Source organism: Arthrobacter sp. R4-81, from assembly GCF_054792365.1.
Map to the genome: position 1 here is coordinate 791,504 of NZ_CP096445.1, position 19,987 is coordinate 811,490.

The window sequence follows — 19,987 nt, forward strand, 5'->3', positions numbered from 1 at the left end:
CGGTCCCGTTGTGTGACGTCAGTGCACCGCGTGGTTATGCCATGCGGTGCAGATTACCGAACTCCCGGCCAGAGCGTATAGTCAATGCTGGCCGGGAGCGCTGCCGCTGACGGTTTAGCCCGCTTCCTCAAGGTTCTGCGACACTACTGCCAAAGTCCGTGCCAGTTCCTCCGTCGGGCTGAACTCCACCAGAACCGTCCCGGGATCAAGCTCATCGGTATGTCCCGGAGGCGTGTAATACGCCTCTCCTGCTTCTATGATCTCGTCTCCGGCAGGCATGTGCATGATGAGCCGGCCCTTCACAACGTATCCCCAGTGGTGGCTTTGGCACCGGTCATCCGGCAGGCCCTTATAAAACGGAGTGAAGTCGCCTCCGTCTTCGAACTTTTCGAAGGCGATCGTGTATCCGTCTTCCTCCCGGTAACGGCCCTCGTAGCCTGTCATGCGCTCGACGCGGGCGGTCTGATCGTCAATCGTAAGCTTTGCCATCGTCTTGTTCCTTCCTTTTTTGTTGGCGCAGGATCATCCTGCACTGCGCTTTCCGCTGCCGCCATGAGGCGCCGCAGTCCGGCTCGACTTGCCCGCGCCCATTCAACCGAGGCGATTGATCGCAGGACAGGGATGCCGAACATTGCCAATAGGCCAGGCAGCCCAGTCACTCGGACCAGCCGGCACGTGTAGGTGACGTTGCTCTGGCTTCCGTCCGTCTCGATTTCGTTGCGGTGCACCAGGACCCAGTCCGCCGTCGTCCCGTCCTTCTTTGACACCAAGGCGGACTCGGCGACCTGCTCAAACCTCAATGGCCGAACGGCTTCCGTTACCACAGACGCGTTTCGGATTCGGCAGATTCGGTCCTCAGCCGTGGAGATGAACTCGGTTCCGGCGGATGCTTGTCCCTCCGGAGCAGCCATAGACAGAAGCGTGGATGCCTCGGCTCCTCCCCTCTGGAGATGTCCAGGCAAATTGGTGAGGACATCGAAGACTACGTATGCAGGGGCCGTGCTGTGCTCACTGACAGTGACCGCCACTTCCTGTGTGAGGACGTTGCCGGCTGTTCGTTGATGCTTCATTCCGCGCCTCCTGCCGTGGTGACTCTCTGACACTCCAAGAATGCGTCGACGGCGGGAGGAAAGGATGGGGGGTACCCCCTATTTATCGCCCTATTCAGGGCGGGAGCCGCGCAGGGCGAACCCTGCGGCTTCGACGCGGCTGCGCAAATGCAGCTTGGCGAGGATGTTGCTCACATGGTGTTCGACGGTCTTGGCGCTGATGAACAGGCGGTCCCCGATTTCGGCGTTCGTCTTGGCTTCGGCGAGCAGCTCGAGCACCTCGCGTTCGCGCCGTGAGAGTAAGCCAAAAGCCTTGGGGCCCGTCCGAGCGGGGCCACCCAGTACGCGTAGAAGCGCTGCAGCCTTGTCAGCCATGCCTGCGGCACCCGCCTCGTCGAACACTGCCAGGGCCACACCTGCCTCGTGTACGGCGACCTCGCGGTCCAATTCACGCAGGGCTTCCGCCAGTGACAGCCGCGCACGGGCGGCCTCGAGCGGCATGTTGAGTTCACCGAAGACGGCGATGGCTGAGTCGAGCCGCTCCTGGGCCGCGGCAATGTTCCCAACATAGGCTGCGACGCGGCCGGCCGTAAGGTGCGACGCCCCGATTGCCCTCGGCCAATGAGTTTCGCCAGCAACCTCGTCAAGACGCTTGGCCGTTTCCAATGCTTGGCCAGCGTCGCCTTGTGCCATCTGGACCTCGGCAAGCAGCGCGAGGAACGGGACGGCCAGAAGGCCGCCCACGATGTGATGGATGCGGCGATGCAACAATGCGGCCGCCGCGGCTGTGTCACCGGCAGCTAAGCGGATTGCCGCCGTCGCGAGCAATGCATCGGGGCGATCTTCGAAGCCCGCGAGCAGCCGGCTTGCATCCTCCACGCGGCCCTGAAGCAGGCGCAATTCAGCCAATTTGGCTGCCGGGTGTACGCAACGTGCGCGGTGGCCGGCCTGATCCAGTTCGTGCAGTGTCTTGGTGAGCCAGCCCTCGGCGCTTGCGATGTCACCGGCGGCCAAGAAAATCTCAGCGCAGCAGGTACCGCAAAATTGGAGCAGCGTAAGGTGGCCCGTGCGTTGCATGAAGCGCAGGACGATCTTGTTCCATTGGCTCAACCGGGAGGCATCACAGGCCTCTTCGCTGGCCCGCGTGACCATGCAGCACACATCGCCGAAAACCATCTTGTCGTGAAGTTCCCCCGCGGTAACGACCACCATCGCCTCGTCAACGAGCGTCATCCCGTCCGAGACGTCACCGGCCGCGATGGTCCCAAGTCCGAGGAGCGCCAGGGCCGTCGCCTCAAGATCCGGATCCCCCAAGCTGCGCGCAACTCTCAGCGCCGCCCCGGCGTCCTCCCGCGCCATTGCCGGGTCGGCCAGCAATAGGCCCCGAGTGACGGCCAACCAACCGACCTCGGCACCGTCGGGCAGCCGGGATGCAAGACTCTCGGCACGGGCAAACCAACCGCGGCTGACCGGCTCCCTGCCCATTACCTCCGCATACTCACGCGCCAACCACACTGCCGCCCGGAAGGCACGCGCATCCTGTCCGAGGCTGCGAAAACCGGCGTAAGCCGCCGTGCGCTCAGCAATGGCCCGGTCAACATCGCGAAGCCACCACAATGCACGTCCCAAGCCATCATGCGCCGCCGGTTCGTCATCGATGGCCAGCACGGATTCAAACGCCGAAGCCGCAGCCGCCCACTCGGTAGACGAGAGAAGGCGCTCACCCTCCTCAAGACCCTCAGACACTGCGGCATCCACCATGAATTCATTCTGCGCTCAGCGGCGTTGCACTCATAGCCCCCTCAGTCGCGGAATTCGGTGCCTCACCCCGTGCCAGCTGTACGCTCGCCGTGAGATCTTTGTCCCTGCCTAGAACTGGGTTGCTTGCCTAGAACTTAGTTGTGCCCCGCATCTTCCGGGAGCGGCCGTCCGGGTCCACAAGAAACCGGTTTGCAGGACCAGCCCAGAGGCGCTGAAGGCGCGAAACCGGTTCTGTACTGTGGTGGCGCACGTGTCCCTTGGGCCGGGGCGAGCGGCGGCCGGTTTTGTGCCAATCGTCCAGAGCGTCGGCGGCGGCTTTCCAAAGGCCGAGGCCGTCCTCCGGAGCGTGGAGCCGGGGGTCACTCTGGTCGAGGCCCAGGTGTTCGGCCCAGAGCCGGAGCCGGAGTCCCTGGGCCAAAGTACGGGAAGCCCCGGGACCAGTGTCTGCGCCGGATGCTTCCTGCTCACCGGCAGTGGTGTCGATAACCGCGCAGGTAAGCTCGCTGTCCGTGGTCCAGGACCGGCGGTTGAAGTTGTCCGATCCGCACGTGAACCAGGTGTCGTCGATGATGCAGATCTTGGCATGGACATAGATGGGTGTCCCGGCTGTGTTCTCCAGATTGAACACGCCGAACCTGCCGGGTGCAACGCGGCTTATCGTTTCGATGGCGCGCAGTTGCCCGAGCCGGTTGGGTGGCCCTGCGAGCGGACCATCGGAGTCCGGGTAGCGGGGTACCACTGCGATCACGTTCAACCCGGGGTTCTGTTCGAGGGCCGCGGCGATTCCGGCTGCCACCTCAGCCGACCACAGGTACTGGTCCTCGATGTAAATCAAAGAGCGGGCCAGGGCGAAAGCTTTCGTGTAGGCCCGGGCAACGCTCCGCTCACCCTCGGGTGCGAATGGGAACGGCGGACGCTTCACGCCGTAGGTGCGCAGCAGCTGCACAGCGTGAGGACCAGCCGGTGGTGGCGGCGGCGCTGTCTCCGGGAGGGGTTCGGGGTGCCGGGGCATATCCGCCAACCGTTGCAGCAGCATCCGGTACGGTGTGCGATGGTCCAGGGGATGGGGGTCATTCCACCTTTCCGCGAACAACTCCAGCACATCTGCCACAACAGGGCCGCGCAGTTCGAGGGCGGCATCGTGCCACGGAGGTTGTTTCCCGTACCGCGGATCCATGTCTACCGCCTGCGGGTCTCCCGCGTGATCGGCGTCGTCCCGGCGGCTGTGGGAAAGGTCGATTCCCCCAACGAACGCAACGTCCCTCGAGGGGTCACTGTCACTGCGGATGACGAACAGCTTCTGGTGATGGCAGCCGAAGAGGCGCACCCGCTGATCCAACAGCACCTCTCCGCCGGCGTCGTTGATCTGGCGGCTGAGGAGCTCGTTGGACCGGTTGCTCATGGGGGCAGACACACGCTCTCCGTGGGATCTCCAGACCAGGCCGCGCACTTCCACCCCCGCTCGGGCTAACCGCGCCAGCAATTCGCCGATCGTCGGCCCAGCCGCCGTAAGCCGCTCGTCGGCGTCGCCACGCCAGTCAGTGAACCACACCCGGTCTCCCGCCTGAAGAGCCGACAGCTCCTCATGCAGTCGGGCGAAGTAGGTCACCCCGTGAATCAGGGGCCGCACGAGATTGCCCTCCGACCAGGACGGCGATCCCGCACCGCCCGTGTGCACGTCGGTGGCTGCATTGCCCCACTCATCGCCACTCAAGAACCAGTAACCAGCATCACTGTTCACCCGTCGTTCCCTTCGTGACCCGAGCCGGTCATTAGGCGCTCCAGCCTACTCAATAGCCTACGACTGTAGTGAGCAATGTCATCGGGTAACGGTCGACGTCTTGTGGATTCCGAAGGTCTGGACACGGTCAGCCGCCGGGCTTATCGTGCAGAGGTGGCGGCTGCCTGACTTGCAGAAGGGCACGTGCTGCCGGTCCGTCGTTGCGGCCGCCCGTCATGACAGGAGGAATCAGATGGAACACGTTGAAGAGACTGTTGATGTCGCAGTACCGGTGCGGACCGCGTACAACCAGTGGACCCAGTTCGAATCCTTTCCGCAGTTCATGTCCGGTGTGGAGTCTGTAACCCAACTGACCGACACCACCAACCACTGGGTTACCAAGGTGGGTGGTGTCCAGCGGGAATTCGATACTGAAATAGTTGACCAAGAGCCTGACGACCGGATCGCCTGGCGCAGCACCGACGGCAAGTCCCATGCCGGCATCATCAGGTTTACGCCCCTGGATGCCAACCACACGAGGGTCAAAGTCCATTTCGAATGGGCGCCGGAATCCGTCACTGAAAAGGCTGGCGCGGCACTGAAGATCGACGAGATGCAGGTAAAAGCCGACATGCGGAAGTTCAAGGACTTCATTGAATCGCGCGGCGCCGAAACCGGCGGCTGGCGCGGTGAAGTCAAAGACAGCGGCCCCACCGGGCAGTTCTAGAAGTGCCAGCGATAAGGGTTCCCTAGTCAGGCGGGTCGCCGAGGCAGAATATCCCTAAATCATTAGGTGGCGTTGAGCCTGGGTTTCGACAGGCTCAACTGCCGTTCAGGATGCCGAGCGCGTCCGAACCGCCCCCAGCCGATTTCCCGTAGAAGGCGTGCGACGTGACTGACGGAGCCGGCCGAGGCCGTAATTCCGAGCTCGTCAGCCGCGGCAAGAACCCCGCCCGTACGGGCAACCGCAAGAAGAACGCGCAGCCTGCGCGAATCGACATCCTTCATTGTGGTGGGCCCTCGGGCTAGCGGTTTGGATGAGGGCTTCCGCGAGGCGAAGAATACGCAGTAAAGTCCCCAGATAGCCAGTGAAACGGACGTCCACCTTCACCTGAGAGCGAGTCCCCCATGAACCGGCCAGAAACCTGCCGTGCCTACCGCAGCACGGCACAAACGCACCCGACAATCTGGGGCGTGACGGAATGAGCAGCATATCCTCACACAACGCATCGGCACCTGTAAGACGCGAGACCTTCTCCTCGCGCAGGCTCTTCATCCTTTCCGCCATCGGCTCGGCCGTGGGCCTGGGCAACATCTGGCGCTTCCCGTACATCGCCTATGACAACGGCGGCGGGGCGTTCCTGATCCCGTACCTTGTGGCGTTGCTGACGGCGGGCATCCCGCTGCTGTTCCTGGACTACGCCGTGGGCCACAAGTTCCGTGCGTCACCGCCGCTGGCCTACCGGCGGCTCCATCTGGCCGCGGAACCACTGGGGTGGTGGCAGGTACTTGTCTGTTTCGTCATCGCAGCCTATTACGCGGTGATCATTGCATGGTCCCTGATGTACACCATCTTCTCCTTCACGGAGGCGTGGGGTGACGACGCCGAGGGCTACTTCTTCGGGAATTTCCTCCAAGTTGCCGAAGCGCCGGGTATCGGATTCAGTTATGTCCCGTCCGTGTTCTTCCCGCTGCTGCTGATCTGGGTGGCGGTCATCATCATCATGGTCGCGGGAATCCGCAAAGGCATCTCACGTGCGAACTCCATCCTGCTCCCGCTGCTGGTGGTGATGTTCCTCCTGCTGGTGCTCCAGTCGCTGTTCCTTCCCGGCGCGGCAGAAGGCCTCAACGCCTTCTTTACCCCCGACTGGGCGGCGCTGGCTGACCCGGGCGTTTGGGCTGCAGCCTATGGGCACATCTTCTTTTCGCTATCGGTGGGCTACGGCATCATGGTGACTTACTCCTCCTACCTGAAGCGCAGGACCGATCTCACGGGTTCCGGCATGGTGGTTGCCTTTGCCAATTCCGGGTTCGAGATCCTGGCCGGGATCGGTGTTTTCGCCGCTCTTGGGTTTATGGCGCAGGCCGCGGGTGCGGGCGTGAATGATGTGGTGACGCAGGGGATCGGTTTGGCTTTCGTGGCCTTCCCCACCATCGTCTCTCAAGCTCCGTTCGGGGCATTCATGGGCGTACTGTTCTTCGGATCCCTGGTGTTCGCAGGAGTAACATCGCTGATCTCTGTACTGGAAGTCATCGTTGCCGCAGTGCAGGACAAACTCGGATGGGGCCGGATCAAGGCCTCCATCGTAGTCAGCGGCCTGGTGGCTATTGTCTCGCTGGCACTCTTCCCGACGGCTACAGGCCTGTACCTGCTGGATACCTCCGATGCGTTCGTTAACAGCTTCGGTATTACGCTTGGGGCGCTGGTAACCGTAGTGGTCATCGCGTGGTTCTTGCGAAAGCTTCCACTGCTGTCCGCCCATCTGAACCGGATCTCGACCATCAAGATGCGCCGGTCCTGGATGGTGCTGGTGGCTGGCGTTGTGCCGCTGGCCCTGATCTACATGGTGTCCAGCGAATTCATCAGCAAGATCTCCACCACCTACGAGGGCTATCCCGCCTGGTTCGTGGGCCTGTTTGGCTGGGGCATGGCCGGGGGCCTGCTGGTCCTTGCGCTGGCATTGACATTCATCCCCTGGAGCAGCAGGTCCAAGGCTCATCACGATCCGGAATACGACTCCGTGGTGGAGGAAGAAGCAAAGGAGACGGCACTGTGACACCCATCGCGATCACCATGATGATCATCGCCATACTTACGGTGTGGGGAGGCCTGGCGCTGGCGTTGCTTAACCTTAAGCGGCACCCGGAGGATGAGGGGGCGCTACCCGAAGAACCGGCCAGGGAGCTCTGACGCGATTGTAAATCCTCATTGTGTGGGCCAGCAGTCGAGCGCACCATGGTCGTATGGACGCTGAAACACCTAAAGCAGTGGAACTGAACCTCCCCCAGGCCTTCCTCCTTCTGGCCACAAATGACAAAGACGGAAAACCTGAAGTGCCTGTGTTCGCGCTCAGGACTACCTTGGCAGGGGCAATTCTGGCCGAGCTGGAACAGATTGGTGCCATCGAACTGCAGGGGAAGCACGTCAGGTCTACCGGCACCACCCCCACAACCGACTTACAACGGGAGCTGGATCTCATCCGCCACAAATCGCGGCCCCATACGCCCAAGCGGTGGGTTTCAATGCTGGAGAACCGCGCTGAAGTGCAGCGTGTCTATGAGGGAATGGCGTCACTGGGCATCGTGGAACAAGCCGGCGAAAAGCACCTGGGCCTGTTTCGGACCGTGCGGTACCCGGAAAAGGACCACTCCCCGGAAGCGGCAATCCTGAAAAAGATCAAAGCGGCACTCAGCGCGCCCACCGAGGCCCGGGGGTCTGATTCCAAGGCCACTGATAAAACCGCCACGGATACAGCGGCCACTGATGAGGGAACGGCTGACGCGGGGGCTTCCGACGCCACGACGCCTGATCCGGCCAAGCCCGACGCCACGACGCCTGATCCGGCCAAGCCCGACGCAACGGCGCCTGATCCGGCCAAGCCTGCTGCAACGGCGCCGGATGACAGGACTATCGCACTCATCGCTCTGCTTCAGGCGGCCGGACTGCTCCACAAGCTTTTCCCGGAAGCAGACAGAATCTGGGCAGATGAGCTGGCGAAGGACTATTGGCCGGCCCGTGCGGTGGAGGATGAACTTCGTATGATCAGGCTGGCGGAGCAAGAAGCCCCAGCCTTGTGACTCCTGCGTTGCTGCCCTCCGAGTAGCCCACCGAAATGACGACCGGACGACGGCGGGGCTCCCGCCGTCGTCCGCTGCTCGCGGTCAGGCATCCTGCCGTCTGCAAACGACGCCTCCCGTTCACCGTCCCGAAACCGTTGGAGCCATGGCTGTTCTTCCACAGCAGGAAGTCTTTTCAAGCACCCCCGCAGCGCCCCCATCGCGTGGGAACTGAATCGACCCAGCTGTTCCGAGGAGAACCCCGTGTTCCTGAAAAGCGCCGTCACAACCTTTGTAGCCCTCACCTCCTTGACCGGAATCGCCGCCCCATCGGCGCTGATTCCTTCCGCTGCCCACGCGCCAGCAAGCGTCGTCGTCGGCCAGCCACTGGCCCAGGCGCATGCGCACAACGACTATGAGCATGACCGCCCGCTGTTCGACGCGCTGGAACACGGCTTCACCAGTGTGGAGGCGGACGTGTGGCTGGTGGACGGCGAGCTGCTTGTGGCCCACGACCTGGAGGACGTCCAGCCCGGCGTCACGCTCGAAAGCCTCTACCTCGACCCGCTCCAGGACCTGGTCCGGAGCAACCAGGGCCACAGCGTCTACCCGAAGTGGGACGGCAGCCTGCAGCTACTGATCGACATCAAGAGCGAAGACGAGGCTACGTACGCCGCCATCGAGCAGGAACTCGCGGAGCACCGCGACATCATGAGCCGCTACACCAACGGCACCACCAAGACCGGACCGGTCACCGCGGTCATCAGCGGAAACCGCCCGCTGGCCACAATGCAGGCACAGGAAAAGCGGTTCAGCTTCTATGACGGCCGCTCCGCTGACCTCACCTCAGGCAAGCCCGCCGCCCTGATGCCGCTGGTCAGCGACAACTGGACCAGGCTCTTCACCTGGCAGGGCGTCGGACCCATGCCGGAAGCGGAGCGCACCAAGCTGCACGCCTACGTGGCGGAGGCTCACGCCAACGGCTACCGCGTCCGGTTCTGGGCCACCCCGGATATGCCCGGCGCCGCCCGCGAAGCCGTCTGGAATGAACTCTTCGACGCCGGAGTGGACCACATCAACACCGATGACCTCAAGGCGCTGCAGCAGTTCCTCACCGCCCGTACGGCCTAAGCGCATCCCAGCAGAGACAGGTACATCCCCATGCCCTCAAAGACCATCAAAACGACGACGGCGGCAGCCGTCCTTGCGTTCGGCCTCCTTGCGTCCCAGCCCGCCGCCGCCGACGACACCAGCGACGCCTTCACCTTCGGCGTCATCGGCGACATGCCCTACGGTGACGCCGAGATCGCAAAGTTCCCGTCCCGCATAAAGGACATCAACGCCGACAGCGCGCTGAAGTTCGTCACCCACGTGGGCGACATCAAGAACGGCTCCTCGGTTTGCTCAGACGAGTACTTCGCCAACATCCGCTCACAGTTCGACACCTTTGAGCACCCGCTGGTTTTCACCCCGGGCGACAACGAGTGGGTGGACTGCCACCGCCCCAACAACGGAGCCTACAACCCGCTGGAACGGCTGGACAAGCTGCGGGAAGTCTTCTTCGACGAGCCTGGCAAGACCTTGGGCGCGACCATGCCGGTTAAGGCCCAGGACAATCTCGGGCTTCCGGAAAATGTCAGCTTCACCCAGAACCGCGTGGCATTCTCCGTGGTGAACATCCAGGGCAGCAACAATTCCCTCCTGCCGTGGAGCGGACTGGGTGAAACATCACCCACGCCCGAGCAGTTGGCTGAAGTTGAGCACCGGACGGATGCTGTGCTGGACCAGATCCGCGGCACGTTTACTGACGCCGAGCGCCGCAACGACCGAGCCGTTGTCCTCATGACTCAGGCCGATATGTTCGATCCTTTCCTCCTTAACGCGGCCTCCGCCAACCCGGAATTAGTCTCCGGTTTCCGCGAGATCGTTGCGGCCATTATTGAGGAGACCAACCGCTTCGACCGCCCGGTCTATCTCATCAACGGCGACAGCCACGTCTTTGCCGAGAACCAGCCGCTGGCGGAGGGGTCCCCGTGGCTGGATGTCTACGGCCAGCCCGCCGCGGACGACCTGCACCGCATCACTGTGGACGGCTCCGCGAACGCCACCAACTACGTCAGGTTCAGCGTGTCCGGCAACAGCAGCGCCGGCGGAGATGTCCTGAGCTGGGAGAAGGTCCCCTTCAGCCAGTAGGTACCAAACGGAAGCGGACGACGGCGGGAGCTTCCCGCCGTCGTCCGTTCCCCACCGCAGCAGCTCACCGCAGCGGTTCACCACGGCAGCCGCTGACCTCGCGCCTCAGAACCTAAGCCCCGACCCCCGCCGGCACCACGCTGCAGTCCGCGGTCGAGCCGGCGAGCTGGGGTGCCCAGCCGTCGGTGCCCTGCAGGTAGGTCCTGACCGTGAAGTCGCCTGCCTCAGCCGCGGGCAACTGTGGCCGGTCGGCGGTCACCTGCGCTCCGGGGCCGCGGTTGTTGTGCTCGTGGAACCGTGCCTCCCGCCACGAGAAGCCGCTCATGTCCGTCCAGGGCGTGCCGGAAATATGGACGCCGAGCCAGGAATCCCGGACCAGTACCTGGGCCACGGCCCTCGGATCACCGCCCGCGTGCCACGGCCTGCCCAGATGGACGCTGTTCGCGGCAGCATCTGAGACAAGCCTGCACTGGTCAAAGAGGTAGCCGTACTTGATGGACAGATCCAGGCTCCCGGCCGTCACGTAGCCGTTGTTCGTCGTCGAGCCGCGGTCCAGGGACTTGATCTCGCAACCGCTGAAGACAGCGGTTCCACGGCCGAAGATGAAGTCCACGTCCCCCTCCACATAGCAGCTGTCGAAGTAGAAGCGGGATTGCACGCCCGCTCTCGGCGAGTTGACCAGCAGGGTGTCCTGGTTGCCCAGGCATCTAACGTTGGACAGCACCGAACGGTCACCTGTGATGTGCAGCGCGACGGCCTGCCGGTCCTTGATCCCCATGTTGGCGGCCTCGTCGAAATCGTTGCTGAACGTTAGGTTCCGGGCCACGAAGTCCGGCCCGTCAATCCGAACTGATGCGCTGCCCGAGGTGCCGAAGTTCCCGCTGCCGTCCGGCTTGGGCGTGCCAGAGGCGTTGTTGTAGACGAGCACCACGTCCTCCGGCCTGCTGCCCTGCCCGATGAAGGAAATCCGGGGCTTGTTGCTCGGCACCCGGACAGCTTCGCGATAAATTCCGGGCTGGATCCTGATCACGGTCCGCTTGAGGCTGTTGGACGGAACAGAGTCGACGGCGGACTGTACGGTCGCGAACGTCCTGCCCGGTCCGACGTCGAGCGTTACCGGGACATCGATGGGGCGCTCAGCGGGCCAGTACATCCCCAACAGAGGGTCCGTGCCGGCGTCGATATTCAGGAAGTAGCCCGGCGGGACGATCTCCTTGGACTGCAGCTCGCGCGCCACCAATCGGGCCACCGCGAGGGCCCCGGCGGCCTGGAAATGCGTGTTGTCCTCGGAACCCTGCGGATACTGCGGGTGCTCGCCGGGTGCCAGGAACAGGAAGTGCTGCTTGGTTCCTTCCGGCCCCAGCTGTTGCCACAACTCCTTCGAGGAAGCCGTCAGGTCCACTAGCGGAGTTCCGGACGCAGCAGCGAGTTCCCGTACAGCCTGGGGATACGCGCCGTGGGAGTCCTTGGCAGTTCCGAAGGAATCAAAGCGTCGGCGTTCCACCGGCGTGACGAGGACAGGCTTGCCTCCGCGCGCTCTGGCGCCGTCGACGTACCGGCTCAGGTACTCCTTGAACGTTGAGTCAGGGAGCGTTCCCCGGGCGGGATCGGCCACTTTCGCGTCGTTGTGACCGAAGGAGATCAGCAGATAGTCGCCCGGCAGCATCAGGGCCAGCACCCGGTCCAGCAGTCCGGCATCGGCAAAACTCTTGGAGGAGGCGCCGGACCATGCGTAGTCGAACACCGTTGCCTGCGGCCCTAGCAGGAGCGGCAGCGCCTGTCCCCAGCCGGCGCGGGGGCGCTCGGACTGCTGGTACGCCGACGACGTCGAGTCCCCGACGACGAAGATCACCGGTTTGGTGCGGGGTTTCGTGGGATCCGCGGCCCTCTGGGTGAATGCGTTCGCGATGGCCGTTCCCGAGAGGGCCACTGTTCCTGCGGTTAGTGCCAGGGACGCCAGGACGCTGCGACGGTTCGGCAGAAAGGCGCCCATCAGCCGTTCCCTCCCGCCGTGAAGATGGGGCCGGTGGAGTTCTGGAGGAGTGCCGGTACGGCTTGGGCGGGATGGACGTGGGTGCGGAGAGTGGGCGTCCAGGAATCGTCTGCGGCCAACTGGTCCAAGGGCGCGGCGGCAGCGTTGTACTCGGCGCGAAGGTCCGTGATCTCGCCGTTGACTGCGTTCGCGATGGTAGTGATGGCCGTTCCCTTGAATCGCCCGATGATGTTCGCGGCGTCGATTTCGGCAGGAAGCGTGAAGGCATTCGCCTCGGCGTAGAGGTGGGAATCGAATCCGGCGCCCAGGGTGTAGCCGTAGGGGATGGTGCTGTCCTCGGTGACCCTGAAGTGGTTGTTGTACACGTCCACCTGGCCGAAACGGACGCGCGGGGCGCGCTGGCCGACGTTTTCGAAGACGTTGTGGTGAATGGTGACGCGCAGCTTGCCGGGGTCCCCGCGGGTGAGGGAATCCGTGGAGCCGATCAGGAGCAGCTTGTCGTGGTCCGAGAAGCGGTTGAAGGACATGGTCACCAGGTCCGAGCCGTTGGTGACGTCGACGGCGCCATCGTGCACTTGGTAGTGGCGGCCGAAGTGGAGGGGCTGGGAGCTGTCCAGGTTGGGGGCGTCGGTAAATTCGGAGTGGTCGATCCAGACGTGCGTGGCTTTGTTGATGACCTGAAGCAGGTCGTACTCACTGTTCCAGTTGCCCTCGACGCCGTCGGTCGGGTCCCAGGAGGGAAAGCAGTCGGCGGCATCTCGCACGGTCAGGTTGCGCACGATCACGTTGGTCGCCCCGTTGATCCGCAGTGCCGCACCGGTAATGCTGCTCTCCGGCGTGGCGCCGACGATGGTGGTGTTGCTTGGAATGTCCCAACGGATGGACTTCGCCTGCTTTGCGGCAGCCATGCGGCGCGCGTCCTCCTGCGGGCCCGCGGGCTTCTGGCTGCGGCCGTAGCTTGCCGGGTCGAAGTCGTGAAGGTACTGCTCCAGGCTGTAGCCGGTGCCTTCGGCATAGTTTTCGCAGGTCAGCAGTGAACCGTCCGGTGCTGTATTCGCGTCGATGGTTCCGTGGACCCGGACAATCTTCGCTTGGGTCCCGGCTGCTGCGAAAGCGGCCAGCAGTTCTGCCTTGGTGGAGACGTCGTAGATATTGCTGTCCTCTGCCGCTGCGCCTCCGGTGGTTCCCGTTCCTTCCGATGCCCAGCCGTTTCCCTGGGGGAGAACCTGGCGCTCCAACGGGGTTCGGGCGGTCTGGGCTGCGGGATCGGCCAGCGGGTTGGGGGATGCTCCTGCGGGCGCCGAAATGATCAGCGCGCCCGCCACGGCTATGGCTGCGGACATGGGTAAGTACCTACTGCGTTTTCGCATGTTCTCTCTTCCGTCATTGGAATGAACTGCGCTCCGGTCCGGCGGCAACTATGACGACGGTCACTGCGGAGCGCTGAGAAGGACACTACTCAGAAAACGATTTCTCGGCAATAGCGACTTTGGCTGGGAACCGGCGCCGGCTTAGCGGCTACCAGCCAGCAGGCCTGCCTTCCCGCCATTTCGACGGTTCCCAGCGCACTGGATGTTCGCGAACGTCGTGTGCGCTGGGAACCGTCGAAACGGCCGGCAAAGGAGCCCCAGCAAAAAAAGAGCCGACGACGGCGGGGGGCGCCGCCGTCGTCCACTATTGCTTCCGCGGAGCTGCTGCCCTGTCCATCCACTGACGGACGGTGAGTGCATCCGGAAGGATCTCCCGGATTGGCTGCGTGGACATGTCGAACTCGTTTGTGCGCAGCCAACGCCACATGGTGGTGAGATCAGTTCCCACGAAACGCTCAAAAAGCCGGACTGGCATGGGGAAGCCCCGCGGCCCGCGCCCGGTCCCTTCCGCCCAGAGGGCTCGGCACTCGTCTATCGTCTGCACGTCGGATGCCAGGCTGAGCACCCTGCCGGCCCATTTCCCGGGCTCTGCGAACACACGCGTCGCTATCGCACCCAGATCGTCCAGACACAACCATCCAACAGGCCGCGACGGGCCCATCAATTTCGGCATCAGATGCCAGGTGGAGAGCTGCGGGTAATAGCCCTTGTCTGTCATCAGCTCCATGAAAGCCATCGGCCGGAATACGGTAAGCGGCAGGCCCAGTTCGCGGAAGCGCTCAGCCACAACAAGCTTCGAGTCCCACGAGCCCACCCCCGTTTTGTAGTCGCCAACACCGGCCGCACCATAGACGACATGTTTCACGCCGGCCTCCGCCGCGGCCGACGCCACATTGCGTCCCTGCCGCACCTCGGCCTCGGCGCTGCTTGTCATCGGGTTATGCACGTTGAACACGCCGTAGGTCCCGCGGAACGCGGGCGCCAAAGAGGCAGCATTCTCGGTGTCCACGCGATGAACCTCCGCGCCCATTTGAGCGAGAGCCAGCGAAGCCTTGCTGGATGGATTCCTCGTAAGGGCGCGCACTTGCCAGCCATCCTGAAGCAAGTGCCGAACAACGGCCGAGCCCTGCCGCCCAATCGCGCCCACCACTGACACCACGCCGGGAGTTCCCCCGCCAGAGGAAGAGTTCATGGCTAAGTATTGCACCGGGGTCAGCAGTTTGATCAGGGGGACGGCGGCGTATCCCACGACTTCTCGCTCCCGATCTCCCGGTGCCTCTTTTCTCCCAGTGCCTCTGTTCACCACTGCACCACGCCAACTGGCGCAATCCGCCCGTATGCGGAAGATTTGCCTCATGTTTGCCGCCATCGCCACGATCACGTTGAAAACCCACCGGCCCAACGAGGTTGCTCGGTTCTGGCTCGAGCTCCTTTGCTATGGGGTTGCTCCGAATCACAGCAACTCAGTGAAACTCGTCGGGGACGACGGGCCAACACTTCTTATCCAGCCGTCTGAGTACGCCATGGAGCAGGGCGCAATCCACCTCGACCTCCGCCCGGAGGATCAGTCAGCGTGTGTTGAGCGCGCGCTTGTGCTCGGAGCTACGCTTGCAGATATCGGGCAGGGGGGCGACGAGGGGTGGGTGGTCATGGCCGACCCGGGCGGGAACCTGTTCTGCATTCTTCAGTCTGAGGTGGACTACCAAGCCTCCCTCGCCGATGACCACGGAACCCCAACACCCATCGATTGAATCGGCTCTGTTGCGGGGCAGCTCTATCGCCCACCCCAGGAAGTCGTAAGGCTGTTTGAGGTCCTCAACTGCGCGAATCCAGCTTGAGCCTGAACAGGAACCGTCAGTTGCACCATAGACGGTGGTTGTTTTCCTGCCTTGCGCTGGCCGAGTACAGGCCGATCCTCTTAGCATTTAAAGTGCAAGGTGCTGGCCGGAAACGGCGGAGAACAACCTGGATTAGTGCGCTGGCCGTGTTGGGCGCATGGCTCCTCCGAGTCATACCGGTGATTCAGGTGGCCCGCACTTTTGCACGGCGGAACTATGCCGGTTGCAGCAGGAACCACTCAGCGAAAGGGTCCACGGGCATGGCCAGATCCTGATCTAGGCCTTGGTCCATATACATTTCCAGATCTTGCTCCACGGGCATACCAAGATCCTGATCTATATCAAGGTCCGGATCGGGGTTGGGGGCGGGTAGGCCGGTGTGTTCGGGCCAAGTGGGTGGTTGCCAGTCTTGTTGTTCGCTGGGGTACTGCCTGCCTGAGGGCGCGGTCCAGCCGGGTGTTTGGTTTGCGGTGGCTTGGGATGGGGTCCAGGAGGTGCTGTGTTTGAGGTGGTGGTGTTTCCGGCAGGGTTGGCCAAGGTTGGTGATGCCGGTGGTGCCGCCGTCGGCCCAGGCCAGGAGGTGATCGGCTTCGTTGTCGAGGGAGTGGTTGTGGCAGCCGGGGAAGGGGCACTTGGCATCGCGCAGACGCAGCCATTGGCGCATGGATTTGGGGATCCGGTAACTGGTGCGGCCGATTTCCAGCGGTGCCCCGTCGCGGGGATCGATCAGGACGCGGTGGAAGGAATCGGCCCCGTCGGCGACAAGTTCCCGAGCCATTGACGCCGGTATAGGTCCGTATCCGTCCAGCATTGCCGGTTCGTCGGTGGCGCCAAGGAGTGAGAGGACGGGGACGGTGACCAGCACCTGGGCCCGGGGAGAGGGAACGCCCACCGGACCGCCTCCCGCACCCATGCCTAAACCAGCGCCGCCCACACTCATGCCTAAACCGGTGCCGACCATGCCGCCGACATCCATGCGGTCACCCCCGCCGGTGCCGCTGCCGTCGGTCATCGTATCCGTGATGCCGTCAACCGCGGCATGAACCATGCGGGCACCATGATGTTCCATCAGGTCTGTGTCGCCCGGGCGGCAGGTATCGCCGTTGGCCCCTGTGTTGCTCAGGAGCCAGGTGGCGGCAATGTCGGCGCGGAGTTGGGTGAGGGTCCGGCACTCGGTGGGACCTTGGATTGCTCTGGCGGCGGTGGTGGTCCGGTCCCAGATCCCGGCGGCGGCCGCGGCGGGCAGGTAGGCCGAGAGCCATGCCATGCCGTCGTGGTCCGGGGTGTATTCCAGCCGCCGGTCCAGGACGCTCTTGCGGTGACGGGTCTCGATGCTGTCGGGGTGCTGGCGTTCGCGCCAGGTCCGGGCCTTGGCGCGGAACCGGGACGGGACCAGCTCACCGATGTGGCATCCGCGCGCAGCGTCGGGCGAGTCAGGATCAAGGAAGTGTGTTTCCAATGCGGCAGTCCCGGCCCGGTCCAGGTTGCCGGTTTCATCACACATGATGCGGGCGTGCTGCCACGAAATCGACCCGCGCTGGAGTGCCGTGAGGGTGAGCGGCAGCCCGGTGGTCAGGTGCCGGGCATGGTCCAGGAGCGCCGCGGCGGTACGCTCGCTCACGGTGAGGACGCAGGCGAGCTCAGCGATGGTGGACATTTCCTGCACGGTCGCGTCCCGGGCGGTAACAGAAGGGGAGGCGAGGGCCTCCGCAGCCTCGACGTACTTGCCCACCAGGTGTACCTTCAGCGCCGCGGCCTTGGCTTCGAACCGGGCAACCTCGGCCAAGGCGTCCAGGCAACCATCGAGCTGGTGCCGCAAGGGATCGGAGTCCTGGCCGTAATCACCATCAGGGCCATCAGCTCCGCCACGGAAATCCGGTCCAATGATGCGGCTGAGAATGGCAACGGACGCAGCAACAGCAGCCAGAGCCCCGGCAGCCTCGAGCCCGCCGGGGGACTCTAAAGCCTCCCCGGTCCTAGTCCAAGCCCCCGTGCCTTCCATAGAAAAAGCATCTCAGTCGGGTCTGACATTTTTACCCTCAAAACCTGCGACCCAAATCGGCTGCCCAAAAACTCGTGCCGCCTCCAAAACCTGTCAGATATCACCAGAACCTGCAACTGCCAGCGGACGACGGCGGGAGGTCCCGCCGTCGTCGGGTCCTCTATCAGTCGAGGCGAATCAGTCGAGCAGAAGCAACCGAGGGGGCACTCACCGGTGCCAAATCACCGGGTGCGGCAGAAATCAGCGGGCAGAGCCCGCAATGCAAGCGAAGTGCCGTTCAGTTTTCGAAGTGGGTGAAGATGTTGGGATCCTTGGACACGGACGCGACGATGGACGTTGCGACATCACGGAGTTTGACGTTGCGGGTGCTGGAGGCGATTTTGAGGATCCTGAAGGCCGATTCCTGGCTGCAGCGGTTCTGAGCCATGATGGCTCCGATGGCCATGTCAATGGCGGTCCTGGACTCCATCGCCGCCGTCAGGTTCTTCTTGGCATCGGTAAGCTGCGCTACCCGGACCGCCAGGCGCAGGGCCTTGGATGCCTGGCCAGCATAGGTCTCGGCGGCTTCAATGTCTGCGCCGCTGAAGGCATGGGTCCGCGTCGAGTAGATGTTCAACGCCGCATTCGCTTCCCCTTCAAGGGGAAGGGGCACGGACAGGATGGAGCCAATTCCCTGTGCCCACGCGGCGGCGGTGTAACCGGGCCAGCGGCTGTCGTCATGGAGGTTGGGAACGTGGATGGTGGCCGATTCACGGATCGCTGTCATGCAGGGCCCGTCGCCGAAGCCGTACTGCATTTCGTCCAAGGGAAGAACACGAACGTCACTAATGGCGACCGTAGTTGCCTTCCTATGACGCAGCAGCGTGACACCACACAAAACCTCGGAACGGGTTGAAAGGCGGGCGGCAGAGAACGCGGCCAGTTCGTTGAGGAGTTCCTCCACGTCACCGCATTGAAGCACAAGATCCTGGAGGTGTTCGGCGACAATGGTATTTGTGTGCAGAGGTTTGGATTGCTGAGCCATGGCGGCCTCGTTCCTGCATGCCACAAGTACCTTGAGTGGCACGGTATAGGATTTTGCGCCGTTTGCTCGACGGACACTAAGTCTACGCCCGCCCAGTCCAACGCGCCTCTTCTACGTGCTCGGATGAATGGTCAGGCAGCGGCGGTAGAAAGGCATAGATCTGCTGGGTCAGGCGTGAACCCCTGCAATCCTCACCGGCATCGCTGTCACCGCCGCGACAACTCGGTCACCGCCGCGGAGCGGCGGGCTCAGCGCCGGAGCAACTCCGAGGGCGCATGGCCGTACCGCTGGCGGAATGCCCTGCTGAAGTGCGCTGAGTCTGAGAATCCCCAGGCCACGGACAAATCCGTCAAGGTGCCTTCATGTTTTCCGCTCAGCAAGGCCTCGCGTATCCGGTCCAGGCGTTGCTGCCATACCCAGCCCATCACTGTCTCGCCGTCCGCGGCGAAGGCGCGGTGGATGCTGCTCGGAGATAAGTGGAGCTGGTCTGCGATGGATCTGATGCTCAAGGACTCGTAGCGCAGGTTCTCCAGGATATGGTTTTGCACAAGCTTGCGTCGGGAGAACCGGTCCGCATCAGGGATACTTCCGGCAAGGCCACCCAAACCGGCGACAATCAGATGCTCCACGCCCTGAGACACGGACAAGGCAACGTCGGGCGCCAACACATCGATTTCGCTCGCCAAGAACTTCACCGTAGTCACCAGCAGGCGGGCAGCACCTGGATCCGGGTTGACTCCGAGGGCCGTGAGTCTCTCGGCTTCTGGCAGGTGCCGTTCCAGGGCAGTTCTCGGAAGCCGGATCACGAGTTGCTCGAAGTTGTCGGTCAGAAGGAGCGAATACGGCCGGGTGGTGTCGTAGAGCGCAAACGCGCCGTTCTCGATCGCAGCCGAACGCCCGCCCTGAGTCACCAGGCATGAGCCCTTGGTCTGGACGCCCACCAGATAATAGTTGTCCGAGGAAGCCGCGATCCCTGCCGGTGTGCGGTGCACGGATTGTGCGGAGGCACGGACGCGGGCTAGATCCAGCGACGCCAGAGACTGGACCGCCAGTTCTCCTTCGATTGATTCGTGGCCGCCACTGGACCTGCATTCGAGGTCGACGAAAGTATCAGAAACGGTTTCAGTCCAAAACGAAACACGATTCCGGGCAGACACCCCCGCTGTGCTAACAACCTTGGCCATGCCTAATGATACCGGCGCAGTTCCGCCGGCTGGAGGGGGTGATTCCAAGGAAAACGCCAGCGCTGGAAAGGTGACA

16 protein-coding genes and 1 pseudogene are annotated in these 19,987 nt (G+C 63.3%); 7 read left to right on the forward strand and 10 right to left on the reverse strand.

Going from position 1 to position 19,987, the window contains the following annotated elements:
• Nucleotides 1-114: 114 nt before the first annotated feature.
• The 3 genes from M1E05_RS03735 to M1E05_RS03745 form a co-directional block, all read right to left on the reverse strand.
• The gene (locus tag M1E05_RS03735) at nucleotides 115-489 is read right to left on the reverse strand and encodes a cupin domain-containing protein (RefSeq protein WP_458112115.1); all 375 of its coding nucleotides are present in this window, start codon (nucleotides 487-489) and stop codon (nucleotides 115-117) included.
• A 671-nt stretch (nucleotides 490-1,160) separates the two neighbouring features.
• Complete coding sequence (locus M1E05_RS03740; protein WP_461164472.1) at nucleotides 1,161-2,810, reverse strand: LuxR C-terminal-related transcriptional regulator; 1,650 nt, start codon at nucleotides 2,808-2,810, stop codon at nucleotides 1,161-1,163.
• Between the two features lie 127 nt (nucleotides 2,811-2,937).
• Entirely contained in the window at nucleotides 2,938-4,551 is a 1,614-nt protein-coding gene (locus M1E05_RS03745) for a phospholipase D family protein (protein WP_461164473.1), read from the reverse strand.
• Nucleotides 4,552-4,783: 232 nt separating this feature from the next.
• Between M1E05_RS03745 and M1E05_RS03750 the strand changes: the two genes are divergently transcribed.
• Nucleotides 4,784-5,257 carry an SRPBCC family protein gene (locus tag M1E05_RS03750; RefSeq protein WP_461164474.1) on the forward strand — a complete coding sequence of 158 codons (474 nt, stop codon included), beginning with the start codon at nucleotides 4,784-4,786 and terminating at the stop codon, nucleotides 5,255-5,257.
• Between the two features lie 173 nt (nucleotides 5,258-5,430).
• On the opposite strand, the pseudogene M1E05_RS03755 reads toward M1E05_RS03750, so the two are convergent.
• Nucleotides 5,431-5,538: pseudogene (locus M1E05_RS03755) on the reverse strand (helix-turn-helix domain-containing protein); the annotation flags it as partial.
• Nucleotides 5,539-5,732: 194 nt separating this feature from the next.
• Here M1E05_RS03755 and M1E05_RS03760 point away from each other — a divergent pair.
• The 5 genes from M1E05_RS03760 (at nucleotide 5,733) to M1E05_RS03780 (ending at nucleotide 10,500) form a co-directional block, all read left to right on the forward strand.
• On the forward strand, nucleotides 5,733-7,307 hold the full coding sequence (locus M1E05_RS03760) for a sodium-dependent transporter (protein ID WP_461164475.1): 1,575 nt from the start codon (nucleotides 5,733-5,735) through the stop codon (nucleotides 7,305-7,307).
• Nucleotides 7,304-7,441: a methionine/alanine import family NSS transporter small subunit gene (locus M1E05_RS03765; RefSeq protein WP_258804356.1), complete on the forward strand. Its 138-nt coding sequence runs from the start codon at nucleotides 7,304-7,306 to the stop codon at nucleotides 7,439-7,441. Before M1E05_RS03760 ends, M1E05_RS03765 begins: the two co-directional genes overlap by 4 nt.
• Nucleotides 7,442-7,494: 53 nt before the next feature.
• The gene (locus M1E05_RS03770; RefSeq protein WP_461164476.1) at nucleotides 7,495-8,328 is read left to right on the forward strand and encodes a GOLPH3/VPS74 family protein; all 834 of its coding nucleotides are present in this window, start codon (nucleotides 7,495-7,497) and stop codon (nucleotides 8,326-8,328) included.
• A 243-nt stretch (nucleotides 8,329-8,571) separates the two neighbouring features.
• Entirely contained in the window at nucleotides 8,572-9,438 is an 867-nt protein-coding gene (locus tag M1E05_RS03775; protein WP_461164477.1) for a phosphatidylinositol-specific phospholipase C/glycerophosphodiester phosphodiesterase family protein, read from the forward strand.
• Nucleotides 9,439-9,468: 30 nt separating this feature from the next.
• Nucleotides 9,469-10,500 carry a metallophosphoesterase family protein gene (locus M1E05_RS03780; protein WP_458112108.1) on the forward strand — a complete coding sequence of 344 codons (1,032 nt, stop codon included), beginning with the start codon at nucleotides 9,469-9,471 and terminating at the stop codon, nucleotides 10,498-10,500.
• 112 nt (nucleotides 10,501-10,612) lie between these two features.
• Here the strand turns inward: M1E05_RS03780 and M1E05_RS03785 are convergent, their stop codons facing one another.
• The 3 genes from M1E05_RS03785 to M1E05_RS03795 all read right to left on the reverse strand — a co-directional run bounded on the left by M1E05_RS03785 (nucleotide 10,613) and on the right by M1E05_RS03795 (nucleotide 15,055).
• Nucleotides 10,613-12,493, reverse strand: a complete 1,881-nt coding sequence (locus M1E05_RS03785; protein WP_461164478.1) for a pectinesterase family protein — start codon at nucleotides 12,491-12,493, stop codon at nucleotides 10,613-10,615.
• Nucleotides 12,493-13,836, reverse strand: a complete 1,344-nt coding sequence (locus tag M1E05_RS03790) for a pectate lyase family protein (RefSeq protein WP_461164479.1) — start codon at nucleotides 13,834-13,836, stop codon at nucleotides 12,493-12,495. The genes M1E05_RS03785 and M1E05_RS03790 overlap by 1 nt, the downstream gene beginning before the upstream one ends.
• Nucleotides 13,837-14,167: 331 nt before the next feature.
• Nucleotides 14,168-15,055: an NmrA/HSCARG family protein gene (locus M1E05_RS03795; protein ID WP_461164480.1), complete on the reverse strand. Its 888-nt coding sequence runs from the start codon at nucleotides 15,053-15,055 to the stop codon at nucleotides 14,168-14,170.
• 163 nt (nucleotides 15,056-15,218) lie between these two features.
• On the opposite strand from M1E05_RS03795, the gene M1E05_RS03800 reads away from it, so the two are divergent.
• The gene (locus M1E05_RS03800) at nucleotides 15,219-15,614 is read left to right on the forward strand and encodes a VOC family protein (RefSeq protein ID WP_461164481.1); all 396 of its coding nucleotides are present in this window, start codon (nucleotides 15,219-15,221) and stop codon (nucleotides 15,612-15,614) included.
• Between the two features lie 301 nt (nucleotides 15,615-15,915).
• On the opposite strand, the gene M1E05_RS03805 is transcribed toward M1E05_RS03800, so the two are convergent.
• From M1E05_RS03805 to M1E05_RS03815, 3 genes are all read right to left on the reverse strand, one after another.
• A complete protein-coding gene (locus tag M1E05_RS03805) occupies nucleotides 15,916-17,703 on the reverse strand; it encodes an HNH endonuclease signature motif containing protein (protein ID WP_461164482.1) in 1,788 nt (595 codons plus the stop codon).
• Between the two features lie 277 nt (nucleotides 17,704-17,980).
• Nucleotides 17,981-18,727, reverse strand: a complete 747-nt coding sequence (locus tag M1E05_RS03810; protein ID WP_461164483.1) for a GAF and ANTAR domain-containing protein — start codon at nucleotides 18,725-18,727, stop codon at nucleotides 17,981-17,983.
• Nucleotides 18,728-18,975: 248 nt separating this feature from the next.
• Nucleotides 18,976-19,911, reverse strand: coding sequence for an AraC-like ligand-binding domain-containing protein (locus M1E05_RS03815; RefSeq protein WP_461164484.1), 936 nt, complete (start codon nucleotides 19,909-19,911; stop codon nucleotides 18,976-18,978).
• Between the last annotated feature and the right edge of the window lie 76 nt (nucleotides 19,912-19,987).